Source organism: Streptomyces sp. NPDC021212 (assembly GCF_044332925.1).
In the GTDB taxonomy this organism is placed as follows: domain Bacteria; phylum Actinomycetota; class Actinomycetes; order Streptomycetales; family Streptomycetaceae; genus Streptomyces.
The window spans coordinates 763,607-788,571 of the sequence record NZ_JBIRPZ010000002.1 but is presented as its reverse complement, the minus strand read 5'-3'; the positions used below and the strand labels follow the sequence as shown (position 1 = coordinate 788,571).

Here is a 24,965-nt window from a genome sequence, read left to right as displayed (position 1 = left end):
CCACGCATGGCTTGTCCGTAGGGCGTCCGTACGTCCGCCCGGCGGGTAGCCAGCAGAGCGGCACCGAAACCGCGCGCGGCACGTCACAGCACCCGGTACCGCGTCGCCGTCTCGTGGCGGAAGGACATGCCGTGTCCCGGCGCGCCGCTCACCCCGGGCCGCACCGAGCCACCGGTGGGGTCGAGGGCGCCGGTGAAGAGGGTGGATTCGATGCGTGCGTGGTCGTGGAACCATTCGAGGTGGCGCACGTTCGGTACGCACGCGGCCGCGTGCGCGTGGGCGTGCGGCGCGCAGTGCGCGGAGATCTCCAGCCCCATGGCCTCGGCGAGGGCGGCTGCGCGCAGCCAGACGGTGAGCCCGCCGCAGCGGGTGGCGTCGGCCTGGAGACAGTCCACGACCGGCGCCATGCGGGCGAAGTACGGCAGCATGTAGCCGTACTCGCCCGCCGCGACGTCGCAGACCACCAGGTCGCGGACGACCCGCAGGCCGTCCAGGTCGTCGGAGGAGACGGGCTCCTCGAACCAGCCCACGCCGTGCTCGGCGAGCGCGTGGCCCATCCGCACCGCCTGCTTGCGGTTGTAGCCGCCGTTGGCGTCCACGTACAGCTCGGCGTGCGGGCCGATCGCGTCGCGTGCGTGGCGCACCCGGGCGAGGTCGCGTTCGAAGGTCCGGCCCCAGGACTCACCAATCTTGATCTTGACGCGTTCGATGCCCTGGCCATGCACCCAGCCGGTCAGCTGGGTGGCCAGATGGGTGTCGTGGTACGTGGTGAAGCCGCCGGAGCCGTAGACCGGCACGCTCTCGTGCACCGCGCCGATCAGCTGCGGCAGCGGCAGCTCCAGCAGCCGCGCCTTGAGGTCCCACAGCGCGATGTCCACCGCGGAGATCGCGCAGGACACCAGCCCGGGCCGCCCCGCGTTGCGCACGGCGCGGCCCATGGCCTCGTTCGTCCCCGCGATGTCCATGGAGGAGCGGCCCAGGACATGGGCGCGCAGCAGGCCGCAGACCACCGAACCGGCGTCGGCCGGCGCGTAGGTCCAGCCGAGGCCGGTGGTCGTCCCGCTGCGCGCCTCGACCACCACGACGGTGGTCTCGTCCCAGGCGAGGGTGGCGTCCGCCTCGGGGGCGTCGGTCGGCACCGTATAGGCCGTGACGTCCAGCCGGTCGATCTTCACGGGACTGCGCTCATGCGTCGTCGCCGCCGGCCTTCTTGCCCTTGTGCGACTCCTTGTGCGGCTCCTTGTGCGACCGGTGCGGCAGGAACTCCTGCACCTTCGACTTCAGCCCCTGGCGCACCATGCCGGTGCGGTCCGAATCGCCCTTGACAATCGATTCGACCGTGGCCTCCATCTGCTCCCAGGTCGCGTGCGGCGGAATCGGCGGCACGGCCGGGTCGGTCAGGAACTCGACGCACACCGGGCCGTCCGCGCTCAGGGCCTCGCGCCACGCCGCTTCGACCTGCTCGGGCTTCTCCACCCGGATGCCCCTCAGGCCGAGCGATTCGGCGAACCGCGCGGTGGACACGTCGGGGATCTCCTGCGAGGGCAGGAACTGGGGCGCGCCGCCCATCGCCCGCATCTCCCAGGTCACCTGGTTGAGGTCCTGGTTGTTCCAGACGGCGATGATCAGCCGCGGATCGTCCCACGCGTGGCGGTACTTGGCCGCGGTGATCAGCTCCGCCATGCCGTTCATCTGCATCGCGCCGTCCCCGACCAGCGCCACCACGGGCCGGTCCGGATGCGCGAACTTGGCGCCGATCGCGTACGGCACGCCGCTGCCCATGGTGGCCAGGGTGCCGGACAGGGAGCCGCGCATCCGGCCGCGCATCCGCACATGGCGCGCGTACCAGTTGGCGACGGAGCCGGAGTCGCAGGTGAGGATCGCGTCGTCGGGGAGCAGCGGGTTCAGGCAGTGCGCCACATACTCGGGGTTGATGGGGTCGGCCGACACCTCGGCGCGCTGCTGCATCACCTCGTTCCAGCGCCGCACCCCCGCGATGACCTCGTCCTGCCAGTCGCGGGCCTCCTTGCGGCGCAGCATCGGCAGCAGCCGCAGCAGCGTCTCGCGCGCGTCCCCGACCAGGTTGACCTCGTACGGGTAGCGCATCCCGATCATGTGCGGGTCGAGGTCGATCTGCACGCCGCGGACCTTGCCGAACTCCGGCAGGAACTGGGTGTACGGGAAGCTGGAGCCGATCGTGAGCAGGGTGTCGCAGTCGCGCATCAGCTCGTACGAGGGGCGGGTGCCCAGCAGCCCGATGGGCCCTGTGACGTTCGGCAGGTCGTCGCTCAGCACATCGAGACCGAGGAGCGCCTTGGCGATGCCGGCGCCGAGCGTGTCGGCCACCTGCCGCACCTCGGCGCGCGCCCCGGCGGCGCCCTGGCCGACCAGGATGGCGACCCGGTCGCCCGCGTTCAGCACCTCGGCGGCGCGTTCCAGCGCGCTGCTGGAGGGCACCGCGGACCAGCCGCTGCGGTCCAGGCTGGAGGGCACCATCTTGAAGTCGTGGGTGGGCGGGGTGTAGTCCAGCTCCTGGACGTCCGCCGGGATGATCACGGCGGTGGGGGCGCGCCGGGCGTAGGCGGTGCGGATGGCCCGGTCCAGGACGTTCGGCAGCTGCTCGGGGACGGTCACGGTCTCCAGGAAGTCGGAGGCGACGTCCTTGTAGAGGCTGTGCAGGTCGACTTCCTGCTGGTACGAGCCGCCCATCGCGCTGCGGTGGGTCTGGCCGACCAGGGCCACCACCGGGACGTGGTCCAGCTTGGCGTCGTACAGCCCGTTCAGCAGGTGGATGGCGCCCGGTCCCGAGGTCGCCGTGCAGACGCCGAGCCGGCCGCTGAACTTGGCGTAGCCGACGGCCTGGAAAGCGGCCATCTCCTCGTGCCGGGCCTGGATGAACCGGGGCTCGTTCTCCGCCCGTCCCCAGGCGGCGAGCAGTCCGTTGATGCCGTCGCCCGGGTATCCGTAGACGTGCTCGACGCCCCACTCGCGAAGCCGGGACAGGACGTAGTCGGCGACTTTGGTGGTCATGTCGGTCACTCACTCCTCGGGAAGTTCAACGGGCTGGGCGGGCTCAAGGGGCCCAGCGGGCTCGACGGGTTCAGCGGGCTCAACCGGCCAGCTGCGGCAGCACCTTGGTGCGGTAGAAGTCGAAGAAGCCGCGCTGGTCGGGGCCGATCTGGTTGACGTAGACGGTGTCGAATCCGGCCTCGGCGTAGGCGGACAGCGCGCTGATGTGGGCGTCGATGTCGTCGCCGCAGGTCACCCTCTGCGCCGTCCGCTCGGGCGTGACGAGTTCGGCGGCCTGCTCGAAGTGGGCCGGGGTGGGCAGCGTCGACAGCAGCTGGCCGGGCAGCGACTCGACCGCCCACAGCCGGTGGGCGGTGCGCAGCGCCTCGTCGGCGTCCGGGCCCCAGCAGACCTTGAGGCCGCCGCGTACGGGCTTGTGGTTGCCGCTCGCGCCGCTGCCGCGCCGGAACCGCTCCACCAGCTCCGCGTCGGGGGTCATGGTGATGAAGCCGTCGCCGACCCGCCCGGCCAGCGCGCAGGCGGCCTCCCCGAACGCGGCGATGTCGATGGGCACGGGCTCATCGGGAACCGTGTACAGCCGGGCGTTCTCCACCGTGTAGTGCTTGCCGTGGTGGTTGACCCGGCGCCCCTCGAACAGCTGGCGCATCACCATCACGGCCTCTTCCAGCATCTCCAGCCGGATCGGGGTCGGGGGCCAACGGCCGCCCAGCACATGCTCGTTGAGGGCCTCACCGCTGCCCACGCCCAGCCGGAACCGGCCCTCCAGCAGCACCGCGCTGGTGGCCGCCGCCTGGGCGACGACGGCGGGGTGGATGCGGAACGTCGGGCAGGTGACCGCGGTCTGGACGGGCAGCGAGGTGGCCTGGGCCAGGGCGCCGATCACCGACCAGACGAAGGAGGACTGGCCCTGCGCCTCGTTCCAGGGGTGGTAGTGGTCGGAGATCCACAGCGAGGTGAACCCGGCCTGTTCCGCCATCCGGGCCTGCTCGATCAGCTCGGCGGGGCCGTGTTCCTCGGCGGCCAGGAAGTAGCCGTACTCGGTCATCGGACCCTCCTCGAGCGCGGATGCGGTGCCACGGGTAACCGGCGCGCAGGGAAGAAAACACGGGAAGAAACCTTGTCCGGCGGGTCGCGGAGCGGATCTCGGAACGGACCTCGGAACGGATCTCGGCACGGGGTTTGGCACGGTCTCGGACGGGCACGCGACTCTTAGTGCTTCGGACCGGAGGCACGCCACAGGAGCAGCCCGGCTGCGACAGGCGTGTCCCGAGTGGTCGCCCCTTTCGTCCGGTTTGCTCCCACGGTGACACACGATAGCCCAAGGGAGGCCCGGCCGCATGACAGCCGTACGAGCACACCCCCGGCAGACGCACCCCCGGCAGGCGCACACCCAGCAGGCACACCCCCGGCCGGCGCATCGCCGGCAGCCCAGGCATTCGCACCACGACGCCCCCGACACCGCCGCGACGTTCCGCCGCATCAAAGCCCTGCCGGAGGGACAGTCGAAGGAAGCCCTGCGCCAGGACGTCGTCCGCGCCTGGATGCCGATGGCCGAGCGGCTGGCCGGGCAGTTCCGCAACCGCGGCGAGTCCGCCGAAGATCTGCGCCAGGTCGCCATGCTCGGCCTGGTCAAGGCCGTCAAGCGCTACGACCCGGACCGTGGCACGGCCTTCGAGAGCTACGCCGTGCCGACGGTGGTCGGCGAGGTCAAGCGCCACTTCCGGGACCACATGTGGGGCCTCCATGTCCCGCGCCGCGTCCAGGAGTTGCGCAACCGGGTCCGTACGGCCGTCCAGGAGCTGACCCGCTCCCCGGACGCCCGCACGCCGAGCGTCGCCGACGTCGCCGAGCACACCGGGATGAGCGAGGAGGACGTCCGGTCCGGCATGGAGGCACTGGAGAGCTTCAGCCCGCTGTCCCTGGACGCCGAACTGCGCGGCGCCGACGACGGATACGCGCTCGTCGACACCCTCGGCGCGCCGGAGCCCTCCTACGACCGCGTCGTCCAGCGCGAGGCGCTCAAGCCGTGCCTCGCCGCCCTGCCCGAACGCGAACGCCGCATCCTGTACCTGCGCTTCTTCTGCGACGAGACCCAGGGCCGCATCGCCGACCGGATGGGCATCTCCCAGATGCACGTCTCCCGGCTGATCAGCCGCACCTGCGAACGCCTGAGCCGGGAGGCCAACGCGGGAATCGCCTCATGCCGCCCGCCGCTCAGCCCTCCCGGACCCGGGGGCGGCTGAGGGCCAGGGCGAGGTGGCGGGAGACGCGGTCCGCCGCCCCCGCCTCGGCCATCTCGAAGGCGCTCCGCCCGCCCGTACGGAACAGCGTGAGCGCGCCGAGGACCGGGGCGGTGGGGGAGACCCGCAGCGGGATGCAGAGCAGCGAGGTGACCTCCTCCCGGACGAGGACGGGCGCGCCCGTGGCGTCCCGGCCGAAGGCGTTCGCGTCGGGCGGGCTCACCCGCAGGGCCGACACCCCGTCGTCCAGCGCGTCGGCCACCAGCGGGCAGCCCGCCGGATCCTGCGCGGCCAGCGACGCCGTCCGCTCACCGGCCGCCTCCGGCGGGCCGAGTGCCACCATCCGCCGCGGCGCGCCGGTGCCGTCCTCGGCCAGGTCGGCGATCACCCAGTCCGCGAACCGGCCGCGCAGCAGCTCCGCCGCCCGCTCCAGCACCTCCTCAGGGCCGCCGCCCGCGAGGGCCACCCGCAGCAGCGCCGTCGCCATGTCGTCGACCAGGTCCAGCAGCTCGGCGTGGCGCGTCACCTCGGCCAGATCCGGTTGCGCGGCCGGCCCGTCCACCGTGTCCTTCCCGGCGGTCCTGGGTGCCGGGAGAGTGACCGAGGAGATGGCCGGCGGGGTGCCGCGGTCCGGCTGGAAGGCGGCGAGCACCGTCGGCTGCGGCTCGCCCGGCGGCCGCAGCGCCGCCAGCGTCACCCGCACGGCGCCGTCCGGCCCCGGCTGCGACAGATGCACGGTCAGACTGCGCCCGCCCTCCCCGCGTGCCACCGCCGCGACCTGCGACCGCAGCGCCGCCTGCCCGTCGCGCCGCAGCGACGACGTCAGCGGGCGGCCGGTGGCGTATCCGGCGCGGGTGTTGAACAGCTGGGTCGCCGCAAAATTCATACGACGAACGACGGACTCCCGGTCCAGCAATACGACGGGAATCGGCAGTCGCTGAAACAGGGCGCGCAGGAGCTGCTGTTCGTGGGGGTCCCCCCGTCCTCCCGGGGGGAGGTGGCTCGCCGCGGCCAGCTCCTCGTACCGTGGCCACAGCACGTCGACCACGTGCTGAAGCTCGAAAAGAGCGGCGTCCAGTACGGACAGCCGCTCCTGCGAGGGAAGCGCCCTCGCCGTTCGTAACTCATCGACACGTCTGCGGAAATCCGTGAGCTCCGCACCAAAATCTTGCGCCCAGGACATGCGCATACCGTAGCCCGGCCGGTCGAGGAGCGCTGGCCGGGCGTTGTTTTCCGCGAAAGGCAGCGGGAAACCGAACGAATGGGATCTCCTACGGACGGAAAGGACCGAAGTCGGCCATGCCCGAACGCTCGTACGGCCGCCCCCGGCGCCAGTCCGACACCCCCTCGCTCGGCCGGGGTCTCGCGGAGCTGGCGGAACAGGCCGCCTCGTGCACTCCGGCCAGCTGCGGGGCAACCGCCACGGCGCTCCTGCCCCAGAACGCGCCCACCGACACGGAGAGCGACCGGACGACCGCGGCCACCCACCCCGATCTGTCGGCGCTGGTGTCGGTCCAGCTGATGTCGGGCGAGGGCCCGATCCTGTCCGCCCTGGACACCGGCCGCCCGACGGGCGCCGACGATCTGCTGCACGATCTGCGCTGGCCGCGCTACCGGGCCCGGGCGCTGGACGCGGGGGTGCGGTCCAGCGCGACGCTGCCGTTCACATGCGACGGGCTGACGGTGACGATCTCCGTCTACGGCCTGCGGCCCGGCCCCCTGGGAAAGGCGGCCCAGGGCGCCACCGAACTGCTGGGCGACCTCACCACCGAGTCCCTGGCCCGGGACCGCCTCTACCGCGCCGCCCTCGCCCAGGTGCACCAGCTGGACGCGGCGCTGCGGTCGCGCCCGGTGGTGGACCAGGCGTGCGGGATCGTGATGTACGTGCTGGGGTGCGGCGCCGACCGCGCCTTCGACCTGCTGCGCCGGACCTCGCAGCGGACGAACCGCAAGCTGGTGGACGTGGCCGAGACGGTCGTACGGACCCGCGGCCGCGGCCTGGAGCGCCGGCTGATCGCCCTGGACCAGGACGACTCCTCCTGACCGACTCCTCCTGACCCTGCCCGCCGCCCGGGTGTCGCCCCGCGTCGCCATCACCGCGGATCTGCGAAGGTGGACAGCGTCGGCACACACACGAAGGGTGTGGACGAATGCGACGGCAGTGGACCGCACCGGCCCCGGCCGATCGGGACGACGGCGGGCTGCCGGTCCTCCCGGAGCTGGCCGCATGCTTCGCGGCGGCCGCGGACCGGGTCGCGCCGGGGCCGGTCGGCGGCTCCGCCGACCTGTGCGCGGCCGCCTGCGGCTACTGGTCGCGGCGCGGCCTGTGGACCGACCCCGCGCACGTCGCGGCCGCCCCCGGCGCCGAGCCGCTGCTGCTCGCGCTGCTCGCCTCGGCCCCCGGGGGCGACGTCCTGCTGCCCCGCCCCTGCGCCGCCTGGTACGAGCCGCTGGTGCGGCTGGTGGGCCGGCGCGGGCACCACGCCCCCGTACCGGCCGAGTGCGGCGGGCTGCCCGATCCGTTCGCGCTGCTGGAGACCGTCCGCCGGGTCCGGGCCGAGGGCGGGGTGCCGCGTATCCTGCTGCTGTCCGTCGCCGACGACCCGACCGGCACCGTGGCCCCGCCCGAGCTGCTGCACGAGGTGTGCGAGGCGGCGGCGGCCGAGGGGCTGCTGATCGTGAGCGACGAGACCTGGCGGGACACCGTGCACCATCCGCACGGCACGGTGCTGCTGAGCCCCGCCGAGATGGCCCCTGAGGACGTGGTCGTGCTCACCGACCTCGCGGGCGCCTTCACCCCGGTCGGCTGGCCCGCCGCGCTGGCCCGGTTCCCGGCCACCGAGCACGGCGCGGAGCTGCGGGCCAGGGTGCTGTCCACGCTCACCGCCGTACGGGCCGGGCTGCCCGCGCCCGTCTCGGTGGCCGCCGCGTACGCGCTCACCGAGCCCGAGCCGGTGCGCGCCCGGATGGCCGCCGCCGCCCGGGTGCACGGGGCGGTGGCGGCCGCGATGTACCGGGCGCTGACCGCCGTCGGCGCGCTGTGCCGCCCGCCGCAGGCCGGCCGCCAGCTGTACGCGGACCTCGACGAGCTGCGCGGGGTGCTCGCCGGCCGCTCCCTCACCGATTCGGTGGAGCTGGAGCGCCACCTCGCCGCGCGGCTCGGCCCGGCGGTGGCCGGCGGCCACCGGTTCGGCGACCCGCCGCACACGCTGCGGGTCCGGCTGTCGACGCTGCCGCTGCTCGGGGCGTCGGACGACCTGCGGCTCGCCGCGCTGGCCGCCCAGGACCCGCTGGAACTTCCCTCTGTGGCAATGGAGTTGGACGCCTTCGAGACGGTCCTCCGTGACCTCGTCCGGGCCGGGGCGCCGTGACCGGCCGACCGCGAAGGGAGCGCACCTCATGACCGACCAGGCCGAACCCACCGAAGCGGGGGAGGGCGGCGGCACTCCCCGGTCGCCCCTCGCGCCCCGGCCGCCCGGCGCGGGGCATCCGTCTCCCGTCGCGCCCCCGCCGCTGCCCGCCCCGCGCCCGCTCGGCGAGGTCCGCACCTGGCCGCGGTCGTTCGTCCATCGGCTCACCTCCCCGCTGCCCGGGGTGCGCGCCCTCGCCCGGCTGGCCCGCGAGGGGCGGCTGCGGCCGCCGGTGGAGACGCTGCGCCAGATCCCGGACCTCCCCTTCGCACCGGGTCCGCTGCCGCCCACCGGCCCCGCGCAGGTTGCGCTGACCTGGGCGGGGCACGCGAGTTGGGTGCTGCGGATCGGTGGGCTGACCGTGCTCACCGACCCGGTCTGGGCCCGCCGGATCCTCGGCACCCCGGCCCGGGTCACCCCGCCCGGGGTGCGCTGGGAGGATCTGCCGCCCGTCGACGCGGTGGTCATCAGCCACAACCACTACGACCACCTCGACGCGCCCACCCTCAAGCGGCTGCCCCGGGCCACGCCGCTGTTGGTCCCGGCCGGGCTCGCCGGGTGGTTCCGGGTGCGCCGGTTCACCCGGGTGACCGAGCTGGACTGGTGGGAGGCGGCCGAACTGCCGGGCGAGGGCGGCCCGGTCCGCTTCGACTTCGTCCCCGCGCACCACTGGAGCAAGCGCACCCTGACCGACACCTGCCGCTCGCTGTGGGGCGGATGGGTCGTCACCGCGCCCGACGGGCAGCGGGTGTACTTCGCGGGCGATACCGGCTACGGCCACTGGTTCCGGGAGATCGGCCACCGCTACCCGGGCATCGACCTGGCGCTGCTGCCGATCGGCGCGTACGAGCCGCGCTGGATGCTCCACCCGGTGCACACCGATCCCGAGGAGGCCGTACGGGCGTATCAGGACCTCGGGGCGCGGACGCTGGTCCCCATGCACTGGTCGACGTTCCTGCTCGCCGCCGAACCGCCGCTGGAGCCCCTGTACCGGGTCCGCGCCGCCTTCGAGGCGACGGGCCGCCCCCGCGAGGAGCTGTGGGACCTGCCGGTCGGCGGCTCCCGGGTACTGGAGTAGGGGCTGACAGGGAGCCGGCGGGGAGCTGACGGGTACCCAAAGGGCGTACAGGGCAAAGGGGAGATAAGTGGCGAGCGGTGCATAACGCCCCTAACTTCCTGTTCATGCGCACACGAAAGCTTCGCTACCTCGCGGGCCTCACGGCCGCCCTCGCCATCGAACTCACCCAGCTGCCGGGCGCCCACGCCGCCCCGGCACCCACCGTGCACACCGTCAAGCCGGGCCAGTCGATCCAGGCCGCGGTGAAGGCGGCCCGGCCCGGCGACACCATCCAGCTGCGGGCCGGTGTCTACCGGGAGAACGTGCAGATCACCAAGAGCCTGACCCTGCGCGGCGTGGGCCGGATGACCGTCCTCACCGCCCCCGCCAAGGCGTCGGCCAACGCCTGCGGCACGGCAGGACACGGCGTCTGCGTCACCGGTACGGCCCAACGCCCCGTCAGGAATGTCCACGTCCGCTCGCTGACCGTCAGCGGCTTCCCCAAGAACGGCATCTGGGGCACCCACACCGTCCGGATGGACGTACGCGACACCCTCGTCGAGAAGAACGGGCAGCAGGGCATCGGCCAGCAGCTGTCCACTCGCGGGAGCTTCCTCCGCAACGTCTCCCGCAACAACAAGGAATCGGGCATCTTCCTCGCGAACACGGTCGACGCCGAGGGCGGCGCCACCGACGCCAAGGGCACCCGGGTCGCCGGGAACCGGCTGACCGGCAACCGGATCGGCGTCGTGGTGCGCCGGTTGCGGAACCTGACCGTCGAGCAGAACACCGCCGGCGGCAACTGCGGCGGGGTGTTCATCGTCGGCGACGAGTCGAAGCCGCGCGCCGGGGACCTGACGGTCACCCACAACGCCGTCCAGGGGAACAACTCCTACTGCGCGCCCAACGCCCGGCTGCCGTTCATCCAGGGCGCCGGCATCGTGCTCACCGGCACCGAGGGCACCCGGGTGACCGGCAACGAGGTGCACGACAACGTCGGCACCTCGCCCATGTCCGGCGGGATCGTGCTGTTCAAGAGCGTCGTCGGCATCGCGAACAGCAAGAACGCCATCGCCCGCAACGTGCTCACCGGCAACAAGCCCGCCGACGTGGCCGACCTGGACAAGGGCCCCGGCAACACCTTCACCGGCAACGTCTGCACGCTGTCGGTGCCCGCCGGCCGGTGCTGAGAGGCGGCGACATGACCACCACCGCCACCCCCGCCCCCGACGGCACCGGCCCCGGCACCCCGGCCGCCACGTCCCAGGCGGCGGCCATGCAGCTGCGGGAGATCGCCTTCGGCGCCGCCCGGGCCGCCGCCGTACGCGCCGCCGCCCGGCTGCGTGTCGCCGACGCGCTGGGGGAGCAGCCCACCTCCGTCGGCGAACTCGCCGCCGCGGTGGACGCCGAACCCGACCCGCTGTGCCGCCTGCTGCGCGCCCTGGCCTGCTGCGGGATCTTCGCCGAGACCGACGACGGTCGTTTCGTCCACACCGACATGTCCCGGCTGCTGCGCGAGGACGCCCCGCGCAGCCTGCGCTACATCTCCCTGTGGTGCACCGAGCCGTGGACCTGGGAGGTGTGGCCGCGGCTCGACCGGGCGGTGCGCTCGGGCGGCGTCGTCTTCAACGACCTCTACTGCAAGGACTTCTTCACCTATCTGCACGAGGACGCGCCCGAGTCGGCAGAGGTCTTCGACCGGGCGATGACGACCTCCAGCAGGCAGTCCGCGGCCGATGTCGCGGCCTTCATCGACCTCGACGGCATCAAGGAGGTCGCCGACATCGGCGGCGGCCAGGGCCATGTGCTGGCCAGCCTCCTGGAGCGGCGTCCCGATCTGCGCGGCACCCTGCTGGACCTGCCGCAGGTGGTGGCGGGAGCCGACGCCCGGCTGCGGGACGGCGGCGCGCTGGCGGACCGGGCCGCGCTCGTGCCGGGCGACTGCCGCCGGGAGATCCCGGTGCAGGCCGATCTCTACATCATCAAGAACATCCTGGAATGGAACGACGAGAACACCCGCCGCACGCTCGCCAACGTGGTCGCGGCCGCGCGGCCCGGTGCCCGGGTCCTCGTCATCGAGAACCTCATCGACAACAGCCGCTCCTCGTTCACCACGGCCATGGACCTGTTCCTGCTGCTCAACGTGGGCGGTCGCAAGCACACCACGGACAGCCTGGTGACGCGGATGACCGAGGCCGGGCTGAACGTCACCGAGAGCCGTCCCGTCAACTCGTATCTGCACGCCATCGACAGCACGGTGCCCGGCTAGCCGCCGGTGCGCACAACGAACGAAGGTGCCCGCAAAGTGCGGGCACCTTCGTGGTTCCGGTGTGGGCTCAGGCCCAGCGGAACGAGGTGAGGTGGGCGAACGCCACCACGTTGGCCGTGTAGTCCTTCGCGGTGTGGTCGTACGCACCGCCACAGGTGATCACGCGCAGCTGGGCGTCGTCGGTGTCCCCGTACACCTGCCGGTCCGGGAAGTCCTTCTTCTCGTACGTCCGCACCTTGTCGACGACGAACGTGGCGAGGATGCCGTCGTCGCGGGTGATGGTCACGTTGGCGCCCGCCTTCAGGGAGCTGAGCATGGCGAACACCGCGGGGCCGGTCTTGGTGTCCACGTGTCCGGCCACGATGGCGTTGCCGCGCTCACCGGGGGAGGGGCCGGCCTGGTACCAGCCGACGAGGTTGTTGTCGGTGTCGGGCGGCGGGACAAGCGTGCCCTGGGAGTTGAGCGCCAGCGGCGTGAACGGCGCGCTCACGCCGATCGAGGGGATGTCCAGCCGGCTCGGGACCGACGGCGGCAGCGCGGGCCCCTGCCGGGACGCGGGCTTGGCCGCCGGCGCCTGGGAGTCGTACCCCTCCGTGGGCACCTCCGCCGTCTCCGGCTGCGAATCCGCCTCGGAGGCGGTGACCGCGGGCGTGGCCGGTGCCACCGGGGAGGAGGACTGGGAGGACGCGTCGACCGAGTTGTAGATCAGGAAGACACCGATGAGAGCCGATGCCGCGGCCCATCGGAGCGTGCGGGTGTTGCTGTCAGTACCGCCCTGCTTGCCCTGGTTGCCCATGCGGGTGTTCGCCTTTCTCACAGCGCCCGTCCGTGGCGCTGCCGTGGCACCTCCGCCGAAGCGAGCGGTGGTGCCACGGCAGCACGGGTTCTTTCAGAAGCGTCAGGCTCAGATGGCGGTGCCGGACGGCTTGCGGCGACGCAGGGCGTAGGCGCCGGCGCCGAGACCACCGAGGAGCAGAACCGAACCGGCGGCCATGCCGCTGCCGGTGTCGGCCAGGCCGCCACCACCGGTGTGGACGCCGCCCTTCGGCTTCTCCCCGCCCTTCCAGGAACCGCCGTCCCAGTCGCCCTTCTTGCCGGACCAGTCGCCCTTCTTGCCCGACCAGTCGTGGTCGCCGTGGTCCTCGTCCTTGCCCTTTGAGGGGTCGCTGGACCAGTCGTGGTCGCCGTGGTCCTCGTCCTTGCCCTTGGACGGGTCGCTGCTGGACCAGTCGTGCTCGCTGGGGTCCTCGTCCTTGCCCTTGGGCTCTTCCTTGCCGTGGTCTTCCTTGCCGTGCTCTTCCTTGCCCTGCTCTTCCTTCTGGTCCTTGTCCTTGTCCTTCCAGGAGCTGCCGCTCTGACCGTAGCCGTCCTCGGAGGACTCCTGGCTGCTCGAGTACCCGCCGTGACCGCCCGGGTCCGAGACGTCGGCAGCGAACGCGGCGGAGGAGGCGCCCAGGGTCAGGGTGGCGGCAATCGCCGCCCCGGCGAAGAGTGCGCGAGTAGATCGCATGAGTCATTCCTTCCGGCACCGGCGCGATTACTGACCATTTGCCAGACAAAGGGATCGCGTCGGCGTCTTAACCACCGTCAGCGAAGGAGGGCTCTGCTGCCACCTGACGCGGCCAGCAAATCTGACGGATGTAAGCCCTCCGAGTGGAGTTCGGGTCGTGGATCACTCTTTCGCCGCGCGAACGGGCTGATGGTCATTCATCTGATTGGACGACAGGATTTCCGGCTCCGCAAAAACGCCGAAACCGGCTTCCGCGTGCGTGCGGCAGCCGGTTCGAAAACAGCCCGTTCGAGGAGCGCGTACGAAAACGGGCCGGGCCCTCGCCCGGCCCGGTTCCTCACGCCTCCCAGCGGTAGAACTCCCGGGCCATCGCGTCCTTCGGCTCGCGCCAGGTCTCCGGGTCGTAGGCCCGCACATACGCCGAGAGCCGTTCGCTGATGGCGTGGAACTCCGGATGGGCGGCCACCTGGGCGACCTGGGGGCCCGGTGGCCTGTCGGCCTCGATCAGATGCAGATAGACATCGCCGAATTGGAACAGGCTTCGGCCCCGCACGCCTATCAGATGCGGCAGTTCCCCGTTGCGGTCCGACTCGTCGAAGACGGCGGCTATGTCGTCCGCCGCATTCTCCTTCATCCGGGCCACGATCAGTTCACGGTGCATTTCCTCACGCCCCGACCCGCGCGCGGGCGCGCTGCTCGATCTTGTCCCGGATCAGCTCCAGCTGGATTTTGGAGTTTCGGTTGATGTGCTCGGTCATTCCGGCGTCGTCGACCGGCGCGTCCGGCTTCATCTCGAAGTCCTGGGTCCAGCGCATCCGGGTGCCCTCGGGCTCTTCCTCGTACTCCCAGCGGATGTTCATGAAGGCGAAGGGCCCGGTCTCCACCCGGCGCGCCCATACGGTCCGCACATCGCGGGCCATCTCGCGCTCGGAGACCCAGCTCCACACCTTGCCGTTCTCGTCGGGGTGCATGGTCAGCCGGAAGGTGACGGTGTCCCCGTTCCGCTGGAGCACCTCGACCGACGCGTACTCGCTGAAGAGGTCAGGCCAGTTCTCCAGGTCGTTCGTCATGTCCCAGACGAGGTCCATGGGGGCCTTGATCAGGATCTCGTTGTCGGTGTGGCCGGTCATCTCATGCTCCCGAGGTGAGTGAGGTGTTGATGACGTCGAGGAAGTCACCGGGCGTCTTGCTGCTCTCGGCGCCGGGCTCGATGGGGGTGCCGTACTGGTTCTCCAGCTCGCCGACGATCGCGAGCAGGCCGAGCGAGTCCAGCCCGTACTCCTCGAAGGTGGAGTCCGGCCGGGTGCGCATCTGCTCCGGGTCGACGGTCAGTCCGGCACAGCGCTTCATGAGCGAGGCCAGGTCGCCGTAGGACAGTTGACTGGGCATCACATATCTCCTTCCGGGCCGCGGAGCACGAGCGCCGCGTTGCAACCCATGAGCCCTCGGCTCAGCACCAGCGCGGTCCGCGGGTGGGTGGCGCGGGAGCTGCCGGTGACGAGGTCGAGGTCGTGGCATACGTCGGTGACGTACGGGGTGGGCGGCACGACACGGTGTTCCATGGCGAGCATCGCGGCCGCCACGTCCAGGACCGGAGCCGCGCAGTACGCCCGGCCGAAGCCGGTCTTGGGGGCGGTCACCGGCACCCGGCCGCCATGGGCGCCGAGCGCGTCGGCGATCGCCAGGGCCTCGGCACGGTCCGCCTCCGGGGTGCCGATGGCGTCCGCGAACACCACGTCGATCTCCTCCGGGGCACACCCGGCCTCGGCCAGCGCGACGCGGATGGCCTGCGCCAGGCCCTCCCGGGACCGCTCCCACATCGACGGGCCGGTGAAGGTCGCGCCGTGGCCGAGGATCCGGCCGCGCACGCGCGCCCCCCGGCGCAGCGCCGCGCCCTCCTCCTCGACGATGAGCATCGCCCCGCCCTCGCCCGGCGCGAAGCCGCAGGCGTCGGCGGTGAACGGCAGATAGGCCCGGCCCGCTTCCCGGGCCAGGCTCATCTCCTCGTACCCCAGCTGGCAGACCACCGAGTACGGGGCGAGCGGCGCCTCGGCGGCGCCCACCACGATCGCGTCCGCCCCGTGACGGATCGACCGGCAGGCGTGCGCGAGGGCGTCCAGGCCGCCCGCCTCGTCGTTGGCCACCACCCCGCACGGGCCCTTGAACCCGCCGCGGATGGAGATCTGACCGGTGCTGGCCGCGTAGAACCAGGCAATGGACTGGTACGGGCCCACATAGCGCGGCCCCTTGCCCCACAGCTGCTGCAGCTCGCGCTGGCCGAACTCGCCGCCGCCCGAGCCGGACGCGGTCACCACACCCACCGCGTACGGCGACATGCTCCGGCGCGGCAGCCTCGCGTCGTCCAGCGCCAGCTCGGCCGCGGCCATCGCGAAGTGGGTGAAGCGGTCGGTCTGGACGAGATACCGCTCCTCGATCACCGATCCCGGCTCGAAACCGCGGACCTGGCCCGCGACCCGCAGCGGGGAGTCCTCACAGCCCTCGCGGGTGAGCCGGTCGAGGAAGGTGATCCCTTCCCGTACGCCCTTCCAGAAGGCGTCCGTCCCCACGCCGTTGGGCGCCACGATCCCCATTCCGGTGATCACCGCGCCCCGGACGTGCCGGTCGGTCGCGGCCTTCCTCGCCGTCTTCACTGTCGCGTTCATGACGCACCCCCATGACTGAGCACCACCGCGGACTGGAAGCCGCCGAACCCGCTGCCCACCGAGAGCACATGGCGCAGCGGCAGGGAGCGGGCGGTGCGCGGTACGTAGTCCAGGTCGCACTCGGGGTCGGGATTCTCGTAGTTGGCCGTGGGCGGTACCACGCCGTGCGCGAGGGCCAGGGTGCAGGCCACGATCTCGATGGCCCCGATGGCGCCCAGCGAATGCCCCACCATGGATTTGATCGAACTCATCGGCGTCCGGTACGCGTGGTCGCCCAGCGAGCGCTTGACGGCGGCCGTCTCGTGGCGGTCGTTCTGCTGGGTGCCGGAGCCGTGCGCGTTGACGTAGTCGATGTCGGAGCTGTTGACCCGGGCGTGGCCGAGCGCGTGGTCGATGGCCTCGGACATCTCCAGGCCCTCCCGGGTCAGCCCGGTCATGTGGTACGCGTTGCCGTAGGTGGCGAACCCCCTGATCTCGCAGTAGATCCGGGCGCCGCGGGCGCGGGCGTGCTCCAGCTCCTCCAGGATGAGCACGGCGGAGCCCTCGCCCAGCACGAAGCCGTCGCGGCGCGCGTCGAACGGCCGCGACGCGTGCTCGGGGTCGTCGTTGTTGGCCGAGGTCGCCTTGATCGCGTCGAAACAGGCCACCGTGATGGGGGAGATGGGCGAGTCCGCCGCGCCCGCGACGCACACGTCGGCCCGGTTCTCCTCGATCGCCTGGAAGCCGTACCCGATCGCGTCCAGACCCGAGGTGCAGCCCGTCGAGACGGTCTGCACCGGCCCCTGCGCGCCGATCAGCTCCGCCACCCCGGAGGCCAGCGCGCTGGGCGAGAACGCCCGGTGCAGATGCGGCCCGGCCCGCCGGTGGTCCACGTTCCACGACTCGCCCTTGTTGCTGACCTCGACGTAGTCGTGTTCCAACCGGGTGGTCCCGCCGACCGCGGTGCCCAGCGACACCCCCGTACGCCACTGGTCGCCGACGCCGGTCTCGAGACCCGCGTCCCGCACGGCCTCCCCGGACGCCGCCAGCGCGAACTGCACGTACCGGTCGGAGCGTTCGACCTGCTCCGTGGTCAGCCCGGCGGCCACCGGATCGAAGTCGCACTCGGCGGCGATCCGCGAACGGAATCCCGCGGGGTCGAAGAGCGTGATACCGCGCGTCGCCGTACGCCCGGCGGTGAGCATGTCCCAGAAGGCCGGAACACCCACGCCCCCCGGTGCGACCACGCCGAGCCCGGTGATCGCCACCCGTCGCGTCACGATGACGCCTCGGCAGGTTCGGTGGCCTCCGTGTCCACGTGCCCCAGCTCGGGACGGGGAGCCAGCGGGCCCAGATGGAAGACCATCCGGGCCTCGGTGTCACCGACGTTGCGGAAGCGGTGCCGCATGTCGCGGGGGATCAGCAGGCCCTGGTCGGGGCGCAGCGGGTGCGCGGTCCCGTCCAGGTCCACCTCCAGGTCACCGCAGACGACGAACACGAACTCCTCGGAGTACGGGTGGTAGTGCTCACCGATGCGCTCACCCGGCCGCATGAGGGCCAGACCCATGAAGCCGCTGGTGGCGCCCACCGTGCTCGGGGTGAGCATGGCGCGCAGATCGCCGCCGCGCCGCGTGTTGTGAGCGACGTCGGCGAGGTCGACGATGTGGGGGGACTGCGTGGTCATGATCGGTGCCTCCGGACAGGGAACGTGACAGGGGACGTGAAGGAGGTAAGGGGAGCGTGGAACGTCAGTAGTCCGCCGACCGGCGGTCGGTGACCGGCTCCATGTCGCAGTCCGCGAGGAAGCGCCGCAGTCCGTCCTCGTGGGACAGGTCCCGGTCCGGGCCGTGATCGATGAGGCGGCTCATCATGGCCGCGGCACGCTTGCCGCCGACACCGACCGCGAGGGCCGGGTCCCGGTCCAGCCGCGCCGTCATGTCGACCATCCGGACGACGAGGTCCTCGTGCTGGAAGATCGTGCTGCTCACCAGGGGACACCCGGCGCCATCCGTCATCGCCAGCTCGTCCTGGCGGGCCAGCAACTGTACGACGGCCGTGCCGCAGCCCTCCTTGACCGGGTAGAGCAGTGCGTGACGGCGCACCGCACCCGCGGGCTCCGACGCGTCGGCCGCGTTCCTCGTCGCCTGGTGGTGAACCGCGTGCAGTGCCGCACGCATGAAGAACTCCCGTGCCGATTCCGGGTCGTCCAGATCGCGGGCCTCCTCCAGATACGGGTTGATGGCCTCCTCGACCGCCCGCACCTCCGGCTGCCGTGCCACATGGCGCAGCGCCGCCACCAGGTCGCCCTTCACCTCCACGGCCCGAACCACCCGGTTACCGCTCATGAACAGGGAGGTCCGGCACAGCCGCGTGGTGTCGTCCACCCGCGCCTCGGGGGAGGTGTAGTCGGCCAGGATGGCCGCCACGTCCTTCTCGGCGCCGGGCTTCACGGTGAACGTCAAGGCGTGCCGGACGATCCCGTCACCGACCCGCGGCGCGGTCTGGAGCCGGCCCCGTGCGGACGTCGTCCCCCGGTCCCGATGGTCGGTCTCCCGCAGGATGCCGAACCGCAGCGACCGGGTGTCCTCCACACAGCCGTGCATGGGCTTGACCATCTCCCGGTGCGCCTCGCTGTCCACCCAGGCCAGGAAGGGCGGGGCGCTCTCCCACTCGCTGGTGATCAGCCACTTGGAGGGGTCCTCGATCGACTGGCACAACTGGTCGCTGATATGCCCCGGAACCGAGGCCACTTGCTGGCACAACTCGTCATACGCACGCAGAAACCGCTCCTCGGCACCGCTGCGCACATCCAGCAGCAGCACCACACGCAGCCGCGAGTCGGTCAGCGAGGACTGCGTGGTCATGGGTGGTGTCGTGGTGGGCTGTGGAGTCCGGGGCAGGGTGCTCATGTTCCACTCCTCCTCATGAGGCGGCGTCCTTCCTTGGGACACGCCGCCCGTCAGACCGATCGTGGGGCGCTCCCACGTATGGCGCGAGATTTGTGAGCCATCTGAGGGAACGCCTAGTCAAGGCCCCGAACGGCCCCGGAAACACCGGGCATAGCAGCAAGATGAACCGTCTTGCCGACACTGCGACACGCGTGCCCGTCCTCATCGCGGGCGGCTCCCTGGTGGGCCTGTCCGCCTCACTGTTCCTGGGCCGTCTGGGGGTCGGCCACCTGCTCGTCGAGAAGCATCCGGCGACCTCCCACCACCCGCGCGGGCGGGGGAACAACATCCGCACCATGGAGCTGTACCGCACCGCCGGGGTGGAGTCCGCGATCCGCGAGGCGGCGGCGGTCCTGGCCGACAACCACGGGATCCTGCAGACCCCGTCGCTCGCCGGAGCCGAGCACAACTGGCTCTTCCGGGAGATCGACCCGGGCGGCAAGGCCGCCCGTATCAGCCCCTCCGCATGGTGTCTGTGCAGCCAGAACGATCTCGAACCCGTCCTGCTCCGGGCCGCCCAGGACCTCGGCGGCGACCTTCGCTTCGGCGCCGAGCTGCTCTCGTTCGAGCAGGACGACGACGGTGTCACCGCCGTCGTCCTCGACCGCCGCACCGAGACCCGCTCCACGGTCCGCGCCGACTACCTCATCGCCGCCGACGGCCCCCGCAGCCCGGTGCGCGAGGCGCTCGGCATCGGCCAGAGCGGACGCGGCGAGTTGTTCCACAACGTGTCCATCACCTTCCGCGCCAAGCGGCTGGCCGACGTGGTCGGCGACCGCCGTTTCATCGCCTGCTACCTCACCAACCCCGAGGCCGACGGGGCGCTCCTGCCCGTCGACAACCAGGAGCACTGGGTCTTCCACGCCCCCTGGCACCCCGAGCGCGGCGAATCCCTGGAGGAGTTCACCGACCAACGCTGCGTCCAGCACATCCGGACCGCCGTCGGCGTGCCGGACCTCGAGGTCGAGATCACCGGCAAGGCGCCCTGGCACGCGGCCGAGCGGGTGGCCGACAGCTACGGCTCCGGCCGCGTCTTCCTCGCCGGGGACTCCGCCCACGAGATGTCCCCCACCGGCGCCTTCGGCTCCAACACCGGCATCCAGGACGCCCACAACCTCGCCTGGAAGCTCGCCGCCGTCCTCGGCGGCTGGGCCGGGCCCGGCCTGCTGGAGACGTACGGCGCCGAACGGCAGCCCGTCGCCCGGGCCACCAGCGCCCGGGCCGCCTCCCGCTCCGCCGAGCACAGCCACCCCGGCTACTCCGCACCGCCCACCGCGGGCCCGCAGAGCAACGTCATGGCCGTCGCCATGGGCTACCGCTACGTGAACGGCGCGGTCCTCGGCGCCAACCCCGCCGCCCCGGCCGTCCCCGACCGCTTCGAGATCTCCGCCGAACCCGGCAGCCGCGCCCCTCACATGTGGGTCCACCGCTGTGGCGTCCGGCTCTCCACCCTCGACCTGTACGAGCGCCACTGCGTGCTGCTCACCGGCTCGGGCGGCGCCGCCTGGCACGAGGCGGGCCGCCGCGCCGCCGACGCCCTCGGCGTCCCCCTCGACTGCTACCGCGTCGGCACCGACCCCGACCACGAACTGGCCCCCGAGCCCGGCACCGACTGGTCCGAACTCCACGGCACGGCCCCCGACGGCGCGGTCCTGGTCCGCCCCGACGGCTTCGTGGCCTGGCGCGCGGAACGCGCGGCGTCGGACCCGTACGCGCTGCTGACGGAGGTCTTGCGGGAGGTATTGCGATTGGGCGCCTGACGGCGCCCGGTTCCGGGGGCTTGCTCCTGAGCCCCCGGAACGGGAGGTGACCCGCGGCCGAGGGCGGATCTGCACCGAATCACGCCCGTCCGGCGATTGAGGACCGGGGTCCGGGGCGGAGCCCCGGCGGGGGCGCGGGGGCGGAGCCCCCGCACACTACCGCCGCACCCGACGCCAAACGCCCGGCGCAACGCTGACGGCCACCGTCAGCAGCACGGCCGCCACCACCCCCTCCCACGGCTCGCGGAACAGCGACCCGCCGAACAGCCCGATCAGCTCGTACGTCCCGGCCCACGCCAGCGCCGCCGGCCCCGCCCCGCGGGCGAACCTCCGCAGCGGCCAGCGGCCCAGCAGGCAGGCCAGCATGATCGGGATCCGGCCCGCCGGGACCAGCCGGGACAGCACCAGCACCGCCACCCCGTGCTCGCCCAGCCTCGCCGTGGCCTGGTCGAGCCGATCCGGCGCCGCGTGGTCGCGGATGCGCGTGAGCCACCGCGAGCCGTTCTTGGACCGCACCCCGCGCCGCCCCAGCCAGTACAGCGCGAGGTCCCCGAGGAACGCGGCCAGCGCGGCGACGCCGAAGACGAACAGCAGCGAGAGCGGCGAGGACTGATGGATCGCCACCACGGCGGCGGAGCTGACCACCGCCCCGGTCGGCACCACCGGCACCAGCGACCCCAGCACCACCAACAGGAACAGCGACGGATAGCCCACCGCCTGCTGGGTCGACTCGGCCGGCAGGCGCGCCAGTTCGCCTATCACCTGGCGGGCTCCAGCCGCACGCACTCCCCGTGCCGCAGCCGGTGCACCGAGGCGTCGGGGGCCAGCCGCCCCGCGTGGCGGACGAAGTCGTCCCCCGGCGCGTGGAATTCATGCGGCCGCACCGCGTCGAGCCCGATCGGCCAGTACGTCCCGTAGTGCACCGGCACCGCGCTGCGCGCCCCCAGCCGGGCCAGGGCCTCGGCCGCTCGGCCCGCGTCGAGGTGGCCGTGGCCCAGGTACGGGCCCCAGCCGCCGACCGGCAGCAGGGCCACGTCGCACGGGCCGACCGCGTCCGCCATCGCGTCGAACAGCCCGGTGTCGCCCGCGAAGTACGTGGTGGACTCGCCGTGCAGCACGTATCCGAGCGCGGGCGCCCGGTGCGGGCCGAACGGCAGGCGCCGGCCGTCGTGGGCGGCGGGCACGGCCCGGATCCGTACGTCGCCGACCGACACCTCGTCGCCCGGCCGCACCTCGGTGACCCGCAGTTCGCCCGCCGCGGCCACCCGCCGCAGCCCCGGCACGGCCCGCCCGGCGCCGTACGGGACGACCAGCCGGGTGCCGGGCCACAGCCGGGCCAGCGAGCCGAGGTGCAGATGGTCGGCGTGCAGATGGGAGACGAGCGCGACGTCCGCCACCGCCGCCTCCGGCGGTGGCACGGGTCCGCGGCGGCGGCGCAGATGGGCCAGCCGCCGTGCGAAGAGGGGATCGGTCAGCACCGTGACGCCGGAGTTCCGCACGGTCGCGGTGGCATGCCCCCACCAGGTGATCTCCAACGACACGCGGTGCCTCCCGTCGCGCACGTACCACACCGTCCGGTCCGATCCTCTCACTCCGGCGGTTCCTGATTGCGGTCACCCGCAACAGGGCATGCATGAGTCATGCATATCTCTCCTTCCGTTACGGACACCGAACCCGGCATCGAGCGCGTGGCGAATCTGCTGGGAGCCGCGGCGCTGGCCGTCACGGACGACCTGCTCACCGCCCCGGCCGCCGCCTCCCGCCTCAGCATGAGCGCGGCCGCCGCCCTGATCGTCCTGCATGCCGATCCCGGCGTGAGCGTGACCGAACTGGGCCGTCGGGTGGGGTTGACCCAGTCCGCCGCGGTGCGGATGGTGGACGGTCTCGAGCGGTCCGGTCTGGTCGAGCGGCGGCGTACGGTCGGCAACTGGACCGGCGTCCACCCCACCTCCCACGGCCGCCGCACCGCCGAACACCTGCTGACCGCCCGCACCTCCCATCTCGCCGGGGTGCTCAACGGCCTGGACCGGACCGAGGTGCGCGACCTCGGCCGGCTGCTGGCCAAGCTGCTCGACGGCCTCTACCAGGGGTGCGGCGCGGCCGATCGGATGTGCCGCATGTGCGACCGCGACGCCTGCACCCACGAGGGCGCCCCCTGCCCGGTCGGCGCTGCGGACCGGGCGGCGGCCGCCGAACGCGAGGCCGCGGGCCGGGCACCCGAGGAGTGAGCCCGCCATGGGTGAACTGCTCGCCCTCACCTCCGCGCTGTGCTTCGGCGTCACCCACTTCGTCAGCGGCCTGATCTCCCGCCGCCACCACGGTGTGACCGTCGCCGCCTGCGCCCAGACGTCCGGTACGGCGGTGAGCCTGGTCCCCGTACTCCTCACCCACGCCGCCCCCGCCCCGCCCTCGGCCCTGGCCTGGGGCGTGCTGTCGGGAGTGGGCACGGGTGTGGGGGTGGCCTGCCTGTACCGGGCGATGAACACCGGCCCGATGAGCGTGGTCGTCCCGGTCAGCGACATCACGGCGGTCGGCGTGCCGGTGGCCGCCGGAATCGCCCTCCTCGGTGACCGCCCCTCGCCCTCGGCCCTGACCGGCATCGCCCTGGCACTCCCGGCCCTCTGGCTGATCTCCCGCGGCGGCACCGGGGCGCATGCGCGCACCGAGGCGCGTGCCGCGCCCTCGGCCCTGGCCCTCGTCGCGGGGCTCGGACTCGCCGTGCAGTTCTTCGCGCTCGCCCGCATCCCCGCCGGCGCCGCGTGGTGGCCGATAGCCGTCAGCCGTGCCGCGTCGGTGGCCGTCATCCTGGCCCTGTTCCCCGCGATGGGCGCGTCCGTACGGCTGCCGCGGCGGGCCGCCGCCACCGCGGCCGGCGCGGGCGCGCTCGGCACGCTCGCCATCGTCCTCTATCTGCTGGCCACGCGGCAGGAGCTGCTGTCGGTCGCCGTCGTGCTCTCCGCGCTCTATCCGGCGGTGCCGGTGCTGCTGGCCCTGACCGTGCTGCGGGAGCGGATCACCCGGCCCCAGGCGGCCGGGCTGCTCGGCGCGGGGGCGGCCCTGGCGCTCATCGCCCTGGGCTGACCGCCCGCCGCCGGGCACTCACCCCAGGACCAGCACCAGCTCGCCGATCTCCCGGCCCCGCGCCGCCGCGTACGCCCGCTCCTCCCGCGCGACCCGGAACCCGCACTTCTCCAGCACCCGCCGGGAACCGGCGTTGTCCGCGGCGACCCGGGCGTACAGCGGGCGCAGCGACACCTCCTCCAGGAACGCGGCCAGCGCGCGGGTGGCGATCCCTTTGCCCCAGTGCTCGCGCCCGATCCAGTAGCCGACGGACGGATCGCCGTACTGCTCGAACCCGAGCACGTTCCCGGCCACCCGCTCGTCGTACAGCACCGTCCGCTTAACCACGGTGTCATCGCCGAGGATCCGGTCCCACCGCTCCACGAAGGCCCTCCGGTCGTCCGGGTCCTCGGCGGTGAAGGCCGCCATCCGGCTGGCCTCCGCGTCCCGGTGATAGTCGAAGAAGACCGCGAGATCGTCCCGCTTCACCGCCCGCAGTCGCACCCTGGGTCCGCTCATGTCCTCAAGTCTGCACCGATAAGGCTGCACCGATCCCCACCGAGAAAATGCTCGCGCGGGTCGTCACGGCCAGAAGGCCACTGGCGGTCTTTACTGAGGAATCATGTCGAAGAAACCACGGTCCGACGCATGGAAGACGGCACTGACCACGCTGCAGACGGCAAAGCCGCCCTTCGTCCCGGAGGGAGCCGAGGTGATGACCGTCCTCGTCGAATTCCCGCCGGGAGATCCGGGCACCCCTCCGCACCGGCACTCCGGCCCCGCATTCGGATACATGCTCGAAGGGGAAATGCTCTTCGAGCTGGAAGGCGAGCCGGAGCGGGTGATCAGGGCCGGAGAGTCGTTCTGGGAGCCGGGCGGCGACGTCATCCACTACCAGGACGGGAACAACCGAACGGACTCTTGGAGCCGTTTCCTCGTGACGATGATGTGCGCACCGGGCCGGCCCATGCTGACCCTGGTGGACGACGAGGAACTGGCCCGGCGCAAGGACCGGCGCGCTCCTCGAAAAGGAAGGTGA

26 protein-coding genes are annotated in these 24,965 nt (G+C 72.4%); 10 read left to right on the top strand and 16 right to left on the bottom strand.

Translation table 11 applies throughout. The annotated features are described in order from the left end of the window. Positions 1-83: 83 nt before the first annotated feature. From ACH4SI_RS07760 to ACH4SI_RS07750, 3 genes are all read right to left on the bottom strand, one after another. A complete protein-coding gene (locus ACH4SI_RS07760) occupies positions 84-1,175 on the bottom strand; it encodes an enolase C-terminal domain-like protein (protein ID WP_398293725.1) in 1,092 nt (363 codons plus the stop codon). A gap of 10 nt (positions 1,176-1,185) precedes the next feature. After that, positions 1,186-3,030, bottom strand: a complete 1,845-nt coding sequence (locus ACH4SI_RS07755) for a thiamine pyrophosphate-requiring protein (protein WP_398293723.1) — start codon at positions 3,028-3,030, stop codon at positions 1,186-1,188. A gap of 79 nt (positions 3,031-3,109) precedes the next feature. Then, entirely contained in the window at positions 3,110-4,075 is a 966-nt protein-coding gene (locus ACH4SI_RS07750; RefSeq protein ID WP_398293721.1) for an LLM class F420-dependent oxidoreductase, read from the bottom strand. A 292-nt stretch (positions 4,076-4,367) separates the two neighbouring features. Here ACH4SI_RS07750 and ACH4SI_RS07745 point away from each other — a divergent pair, with 292 nt between their 5' ends. Next, complete coding sequence (locus ACH4SI_RS07745; protein ID WP_398293719.1) at positions 4,368-5,273, top strand: SigB/SigF/SigG family RNA polymerase sigma factor; 906 nt, start codon at positions 4,368-4,370, stop codon at positions 5,271-5,273. Here the strand turns inward: ACH4SI_RS07745 and ACH4SI_RS07740 are convergent. Next, positions 5,245-6,453 carry a PAS domain-containing protein gene (locus tag ACH4SI_RS07740; protein WP_398293717.1) on the bottom strand — a complete coding sequence of 403 codons (1,209 nt, stop codon included), beginning with the start codon at positions 6,451-6,453 and terminating at the stop codon, positions 5,245-5,247. The two genes, ACH4SI_RS07745 and ACH4SI_RS07740, sit on opposite strands and share 29 nt — an antisense overlap. 116 nt (positions 6,454-6,569) lie before the next feature. Between ACH4SI_RS07740 and ACH4SI_RS07735 the strand changes: the two genes are divergently transcribed. The 5 genes from ACH4SI_RS07735 (at position 6,570) to ACH4SI_RS07715 (ending at position 12,006) form a co-directional block, all read left to right on the top strand. Then, complete coding sequence (locus tag ACH4SI_RS07735; RefSeq protein ID WP_398293715.1) at positions 6,570-7,313, top strand: ANTAR domain-containing response regulator; 744 nt, start codon at positions 6,570-6,572, stop codon at positions 7,311-7,313. 107 nt (positions 7,314-7,420) lie between these two features. Beyond that, positions 7,421-8,641: an aminotransferase class I/II-fold pyridoxal phosphate-dependent enzyme gene (locus tag ACH4SI_RS07730; protein ID WP_398293713.1), complete on the top strand. Its 1,221-nt coding sequence runs from the start codon at positions 7,421-7,423 to the stop codon at positions 8,639-8,641. Between the two features lie 28 nt (positions 8,642-8,669). Beyond that, the gene (locus ACH4SI_RS07725) at positions 8,670-9,758 is read left to right on the top strand and encodes an MBL fold metallo-hydrolase (protein WP_398293711.1); all 1,089 of its coding nucleotides are present in this window, start codon (positions 8,670-8,672) and stop codon (positions 9,756-9,758) included. A gap of 104 nt (positions 9,759-9,862) precedes the next feature. Beyond that, entirely contained in the window at positions 9,863-10,927 is a 1,065-nt protein-coding gene (locus ACH4SI_RS07720; protein ID WP_398293709.1) for a nitrous oxide reductase family maturation protein NosD, read from the top strand. 11 nt (positions 10,928-10,938) lie between these two features. Next, positions 10,939-12,006, top strand: coding sequence for a methyltransferase (locus ACH4SI_RS07715; protein ID WP_398293707.1), 1,068 nt, complete (start codon positions 10,939-10,941; stop codon positions 12,004-12,006). A 67-nt stretch (positions 12,007-12,073) separates the two neighbouring features. On the opposite strand, the gene ACH4SI_RS07710 is transcribed toward ACH4SI_RS07715, so the two are convergent. The 9 genes from ACH4SI_RS07710 to ACH4SI_RS07670 form a co-directional block, all read right to left on the bottom strand. Beyond that, positions 12,074-12,802 carry a class F sortase gene (locus ACH4SI_RS07710; protein WP_398293959.1) on the bottom strand — a complete coding sequence of 243 codons (729 nt, stop codon included), beginning with the start codon at positions 12,800-12,802 and terminating at the stop codon, positions 12,074-12,076. 108 nt (positions 12,803-12,910) lie between these two features. Then, on the bottom strand, positions 12,911-13,516 hold the full coding sequence (locus tag ACH4SI_RS07705; protein ID WP_398293705.1) for a hypothetical protein: 606 nt from the start codon (positions 13,514-13,516) through the stop codon (positions 12,911-12,913). Positions 13,517-13,853: 337 nt separating this feature from the next. Continuing rightward, the gene (locus ACH4SI_RS07700) at positions 13,854-14,177 is read right to left on the bottom strand and encodes a TcmI family type II polyketide cyclase (protein WP_398293703.1); all 324 of its coding nucleotides are present in this window, start codon (positions 14,175-14,177) and stop codon (positions 13,854-13,856) included. A gap of 4 nt (positions 14,178-14,181) precedes the next feature. Then, entirely contained in the window at positions 14,182-14,646 is a 465-nt protein-coding gene (locus tag ACH4SI_RS07695) for an SRPBCC family protein (protein ID WP_398293701.1), read from the bottom strand. 1 nt (position 14,647) lies between these two features. After that, complete coding sequence (locus tag ACH4SI_RS07690; RefSeq protein ID WP_398293699.1) at positions 14,648-14,905, bottom strand: acyl carrier protein; 258 nt, start codon at positions 14,903-14,905, stop codon at positions 14,648-14,650. Beyond that, entirely contained in the window at positions 14,905-16,179 is a 1,275-nt protein-coding gene (locus ACH4SI_RS07685; RefSeq protein ID WP_398293697.1) for a ketosynthase chain-length factor, read from the bottom strand. Before ACH4SI_RS07685 ends, ACH4SI_RS07690 begins: the two co-directional genes overlap by 1 nt. Continuing rightward, positions 16,176-17,438, bottom strand: coding sequence for a beta-ketoacyl-[acyl-carrier-protein] synthase family protein (locus tag ACH4SI_RS07680; protein ID WP_398293695.1), 1,263 nt, complete (start codon positions 17,436-17,438; stop codon positions 16,176-16,178). Before ACH4SI_RS07680 ends, ACH4SI_RS07685 begins: the two co-directional genes overlap by 4 nt. After that, complete coding sequence (locus ACH4SI_RS07675; RefSeq protein WP_398293693.1) at positions 17,435-17,842, bottom strand: cupin domain-containing protein; 408 nt, start codon at positions 17,840-17,842, stop codon at positions 17,435-17,437. The genes ACH4SI_RS07680 and ACH4SI_RS07675 overlap by 4 nt, the downstream gene beginning before the upstream one ends. Before the next feature lie 64 nt (positions 17,843-17,906). Next, positions 17,907-19,067, bottom strand: coding sequence for a SchA/CurD-like domain-containing protein (locus tag ACH4SI_RS07670; protein WP_398293691.1), 1,161 nt, complete (start codon positions 19,065-19,067; stop codon positions 17,907-17,909). 161 nt (positions 19,068-19,228) lie between these two features. On the opposite strand from ACH4SI_RS07670, the gene ACH4SI_RS07665 reads away from it, so the two are divergent. After that, positions 19,229-20,866 carry an FAD-dependent oxidoreductase gene (locus tag ACH4SI_RS07665; RefSeq protein ID WP_398293689.1) on the top strand — a complete coding sequence of 546 codons (1,638 nt, stop codon included), beginning with the start codon at positions 19,229-19,231 and terminating at the stop codon, positions 20,864-20,866. Between the two features lie 156 nt (positions 20,867-21,022). Here the strand turns inward: ACH4SI_RS07665 and ACH4SI_RS07660 are convergent, their stop codons facing one another. Further along, on the bottom strand, positions 21,023-21,628 hold the full coding sequence (locus ACH4SI_RS07660; protein ID WP_398293687.1) for a DedA family protein: 606 nt from the start codon (positions 21,626-21,628) through the stop codon (positions 21,023-21,025). Then, the gene (locus ACH4SI_RS07655; RefSeq protein ID WP_398293685.1) at positions 21,625-22,407 is read right to left on the bottom strand and encodes an MBL fold metallo-hydrolase; all 783 of its coding nucleotides are present in this window, start codon (positions 22,405-22,407) and stop codon (positions 21,625-21,627) included. The genes ACH4SI_RS07660 and ACH4SI_RS07655 overlap by 4 nt, the downstream gene beginning before the upstream one ends. A 99-nt stretch (positions 22,408-22,506) precedes the next feature. Between ACH4SI_RS07655 and ACH4SI_RS07650 the strand changes: the two genes are divergently transcribed. Together ACH4SI_RS07650 and ACH4SI_RS07645 are read left to right on the top strand one after the other, a co-directional pair. Then, on the top strand, positions 22,507-23,094 hold the full coding sequence (locus ACH4SI_RS07650) for a MarR family winged helix-turn-helix transcriptional regulator (RefSeq protein ID WP_398293683.1): 588 nt from the start codon (positions 22,507-22,509) through the stop codon (positions 23,092-23,094). A gap of 7 nt (positions 23,095-23,101) precedes the next feature. Then, positions 23,102-23,947 (top strand): EamA family transporter, encoded by an 846-nt coding sequence (locus tag ACH4SI_RS07645; protein WP_398293681.1) that lies wholly within the window; start codon positions 23,102-23,104, stop codon positions 23,945-23,947. Positions 23,948-23,965: 18 nt separating this feature from the next. Here ACH4SI_RS07645 and ACH4SI_RS07640 read toward each other — a convergent pair whose 3' ends face one another. Beyond that, complete coding sequence (locus ACH4SI_RS07640; RefSeq protein WP_398293679.1) at positions 23,966-24,445, bottom strand: GNAT family N-acetyltransferase; 480 nt, start codon at positions 24,443-24,445, stop codon at positions 23,966-23,968. A 103-nt stretch (positions 24,446-24,548) separates the two neighbouring features. Between ACH4SI_RS07640 and ACH4SI_RS07635 the strand changes: the two genes are divergently transcribed. Next, on the top strand, positions 24,549-24,965 hold the full coding sequence (locus ACH4SI_RS07635; protein ID WP_398293677.1) for a cupin domain-containing protein: 417 nt from the start codon (positions 24,549-24,551) through the stop codon (positions 24,963-24,965).

Bases quoted from the DNA above. Each gene is read 5' to 3' on its own strand.
- ACH4SI_RS07755 (WP_398293723.1), bottom strand. From the start codon at position 3,030: ATGACCACCAAAGTCGCCGACTACGTCCTGTCCCGGCTTCGCGAGTGG.
- ACH4SI_RS07750 (WP_398293721.1), bottom strand. From the start codon at position 4,075: ATGACCGAGTACGGCTACTTCCTGGCCGCCGAGGAACACGGCCCCGCC.
- ACH4SI_RS07745 (WP_398293719.1), top strand. From the start codon at position 4,368: ATGACAGCCGTACGAGCACACCCCCGGCAGACGCACCCCCGGCAGGCG.
- ACH4SI_RS07740 (WP_398293717.1), bottom strand. From the start codon at position 6,453: ATGTCCTGGGCGCAAGATTTTGGTGCGGAGCTCACGGATTTCCGCAGA.
- ACH4SI_RS07735 (WP_398293715.1), top strand. From the start codon at position 6,570: ATGCCCGAACGCTCGTACGGCCGCCCCCGGCGCCAGTCCGACACCCCC.
- ACH4SI_RS07730 (WP_398293713.1), top strand. From the start codon at position 7,421: ATGCGACGGCAGTGGACCGCACCGGCCCCGGCCGATCGGGACGACGGC.
- ACH4SI_RS07725 (WP_398293711.1), top strand. From the start codon at position 8,670: ATGACCGACCAGGCCGAACCCACCGAAGCGGGGGAGGGCGGCGGCACT.
- ACH4SI_RS07720 (WP_398293709.1), top strand. From the start codon at position 9,863: ATGCGCACACGAAAGCTTCGCTACCTCGCGGGCCTCACGGCCGCCCTC.
- ACH4SI_RS07715 (WP_398293707.1), top strand. From the start codon at position 10,939: ATGACCACCACCGCCACCCCCGCCCCCGACGGCACCGGCCCCGGCACC.
- ACH4SI_RS07710 (WP_398293959.1), bottom strand. From the start codon at position 12,802: ATGGGCAACCAGGGCAAGCAGGGCGGTACTGACAGCAACACCCGCACG.
- ACH4SI_RS07705 (WP_398293705.1), bottom strand. From the start codon at position 13,516: ATGCGATCTACTCGCGCACTCTTCGCCGGGGCGGCGATTGCCGCCACC.
- ACH4SI_RS07700 (WP_398293703.1), bottom strand. From the start codon at position 14,177: ATGCACCGTGAACTGATCGTGGCCCGGATGAAGGAGAATGCGGCGGAC.
- ACH4SI_RS07695 (WP_398293701.1), bottom strand. From the start codon at position 14,646: ATGACCGGCCACACCGACAACGAGATCCTGATCAAGGCCCCCATGGAC.
- ACH4SI_RS07690 (WP_398293699.1), bottom strand. From the start codon at position 14,905: ATGCCCAGTCAACTGTCCTACGGCGACCTGGCCTCGCTCATGAAGCGC.
- ACH4SI_RS07685 (WP_398293697.1), bottom strand. From the start codon at position 16,179: ATGAACGCGACAGTGAAGACGGCGAGGAAGGCCGCGACCGACCGGCAC.
- ACH4SI_RS07675 (WP_398293693.1), bottom strand. From the start codon at position 17,842: ATGACCACGCAGTCCCCCCACATCGTCGACCTCGCCGACGTCGCTCAC.
- ACH4SI_RS07670 (WP_398293691.1), bottom strand. From the start codon at position 19,067: ATGAGCACCCTGCCCCGGACTCCACAGCCCACCACGACACCACCCATG.
- ACH4SI_RS07665 (WP_398293689.1), top strand. From the start codon at position 19,229: ATGAACCGTCTTGCCGACACTGCGACACGCGTGCCCGTCCTCATCGCG.
- ACH4SI_RS07650 (WP_398293683.1), top strand. From the start codon at position 22,507: ATGCATATCTCTCCTTCCGTTACGGACACCGAACCCGGCATCGAGCGC.
- ACH4SI_RS07645 (WP_398293681.1), top strand. From the start codon at position 23,102: ATGGGTGAACTGCTCGCCCTCACCTCCGCGCTGTGCTTCGGCGTCACC.
- ACH4SI_RS07640 (WP_398293679.1), bottom strand. From the start codon at position 24,445: ATGAGCGGACCCAGGGTGCGACTGCGGGCGGTGAAGCGGGACGATCTC.
- ACH4SI_RS07635 (WP_398293677.1), top strand. From the start codon at position 24,549: ATGTCGAAGAAACCACGGTCCGACGCATGGAAGACGGCACTGACCACG.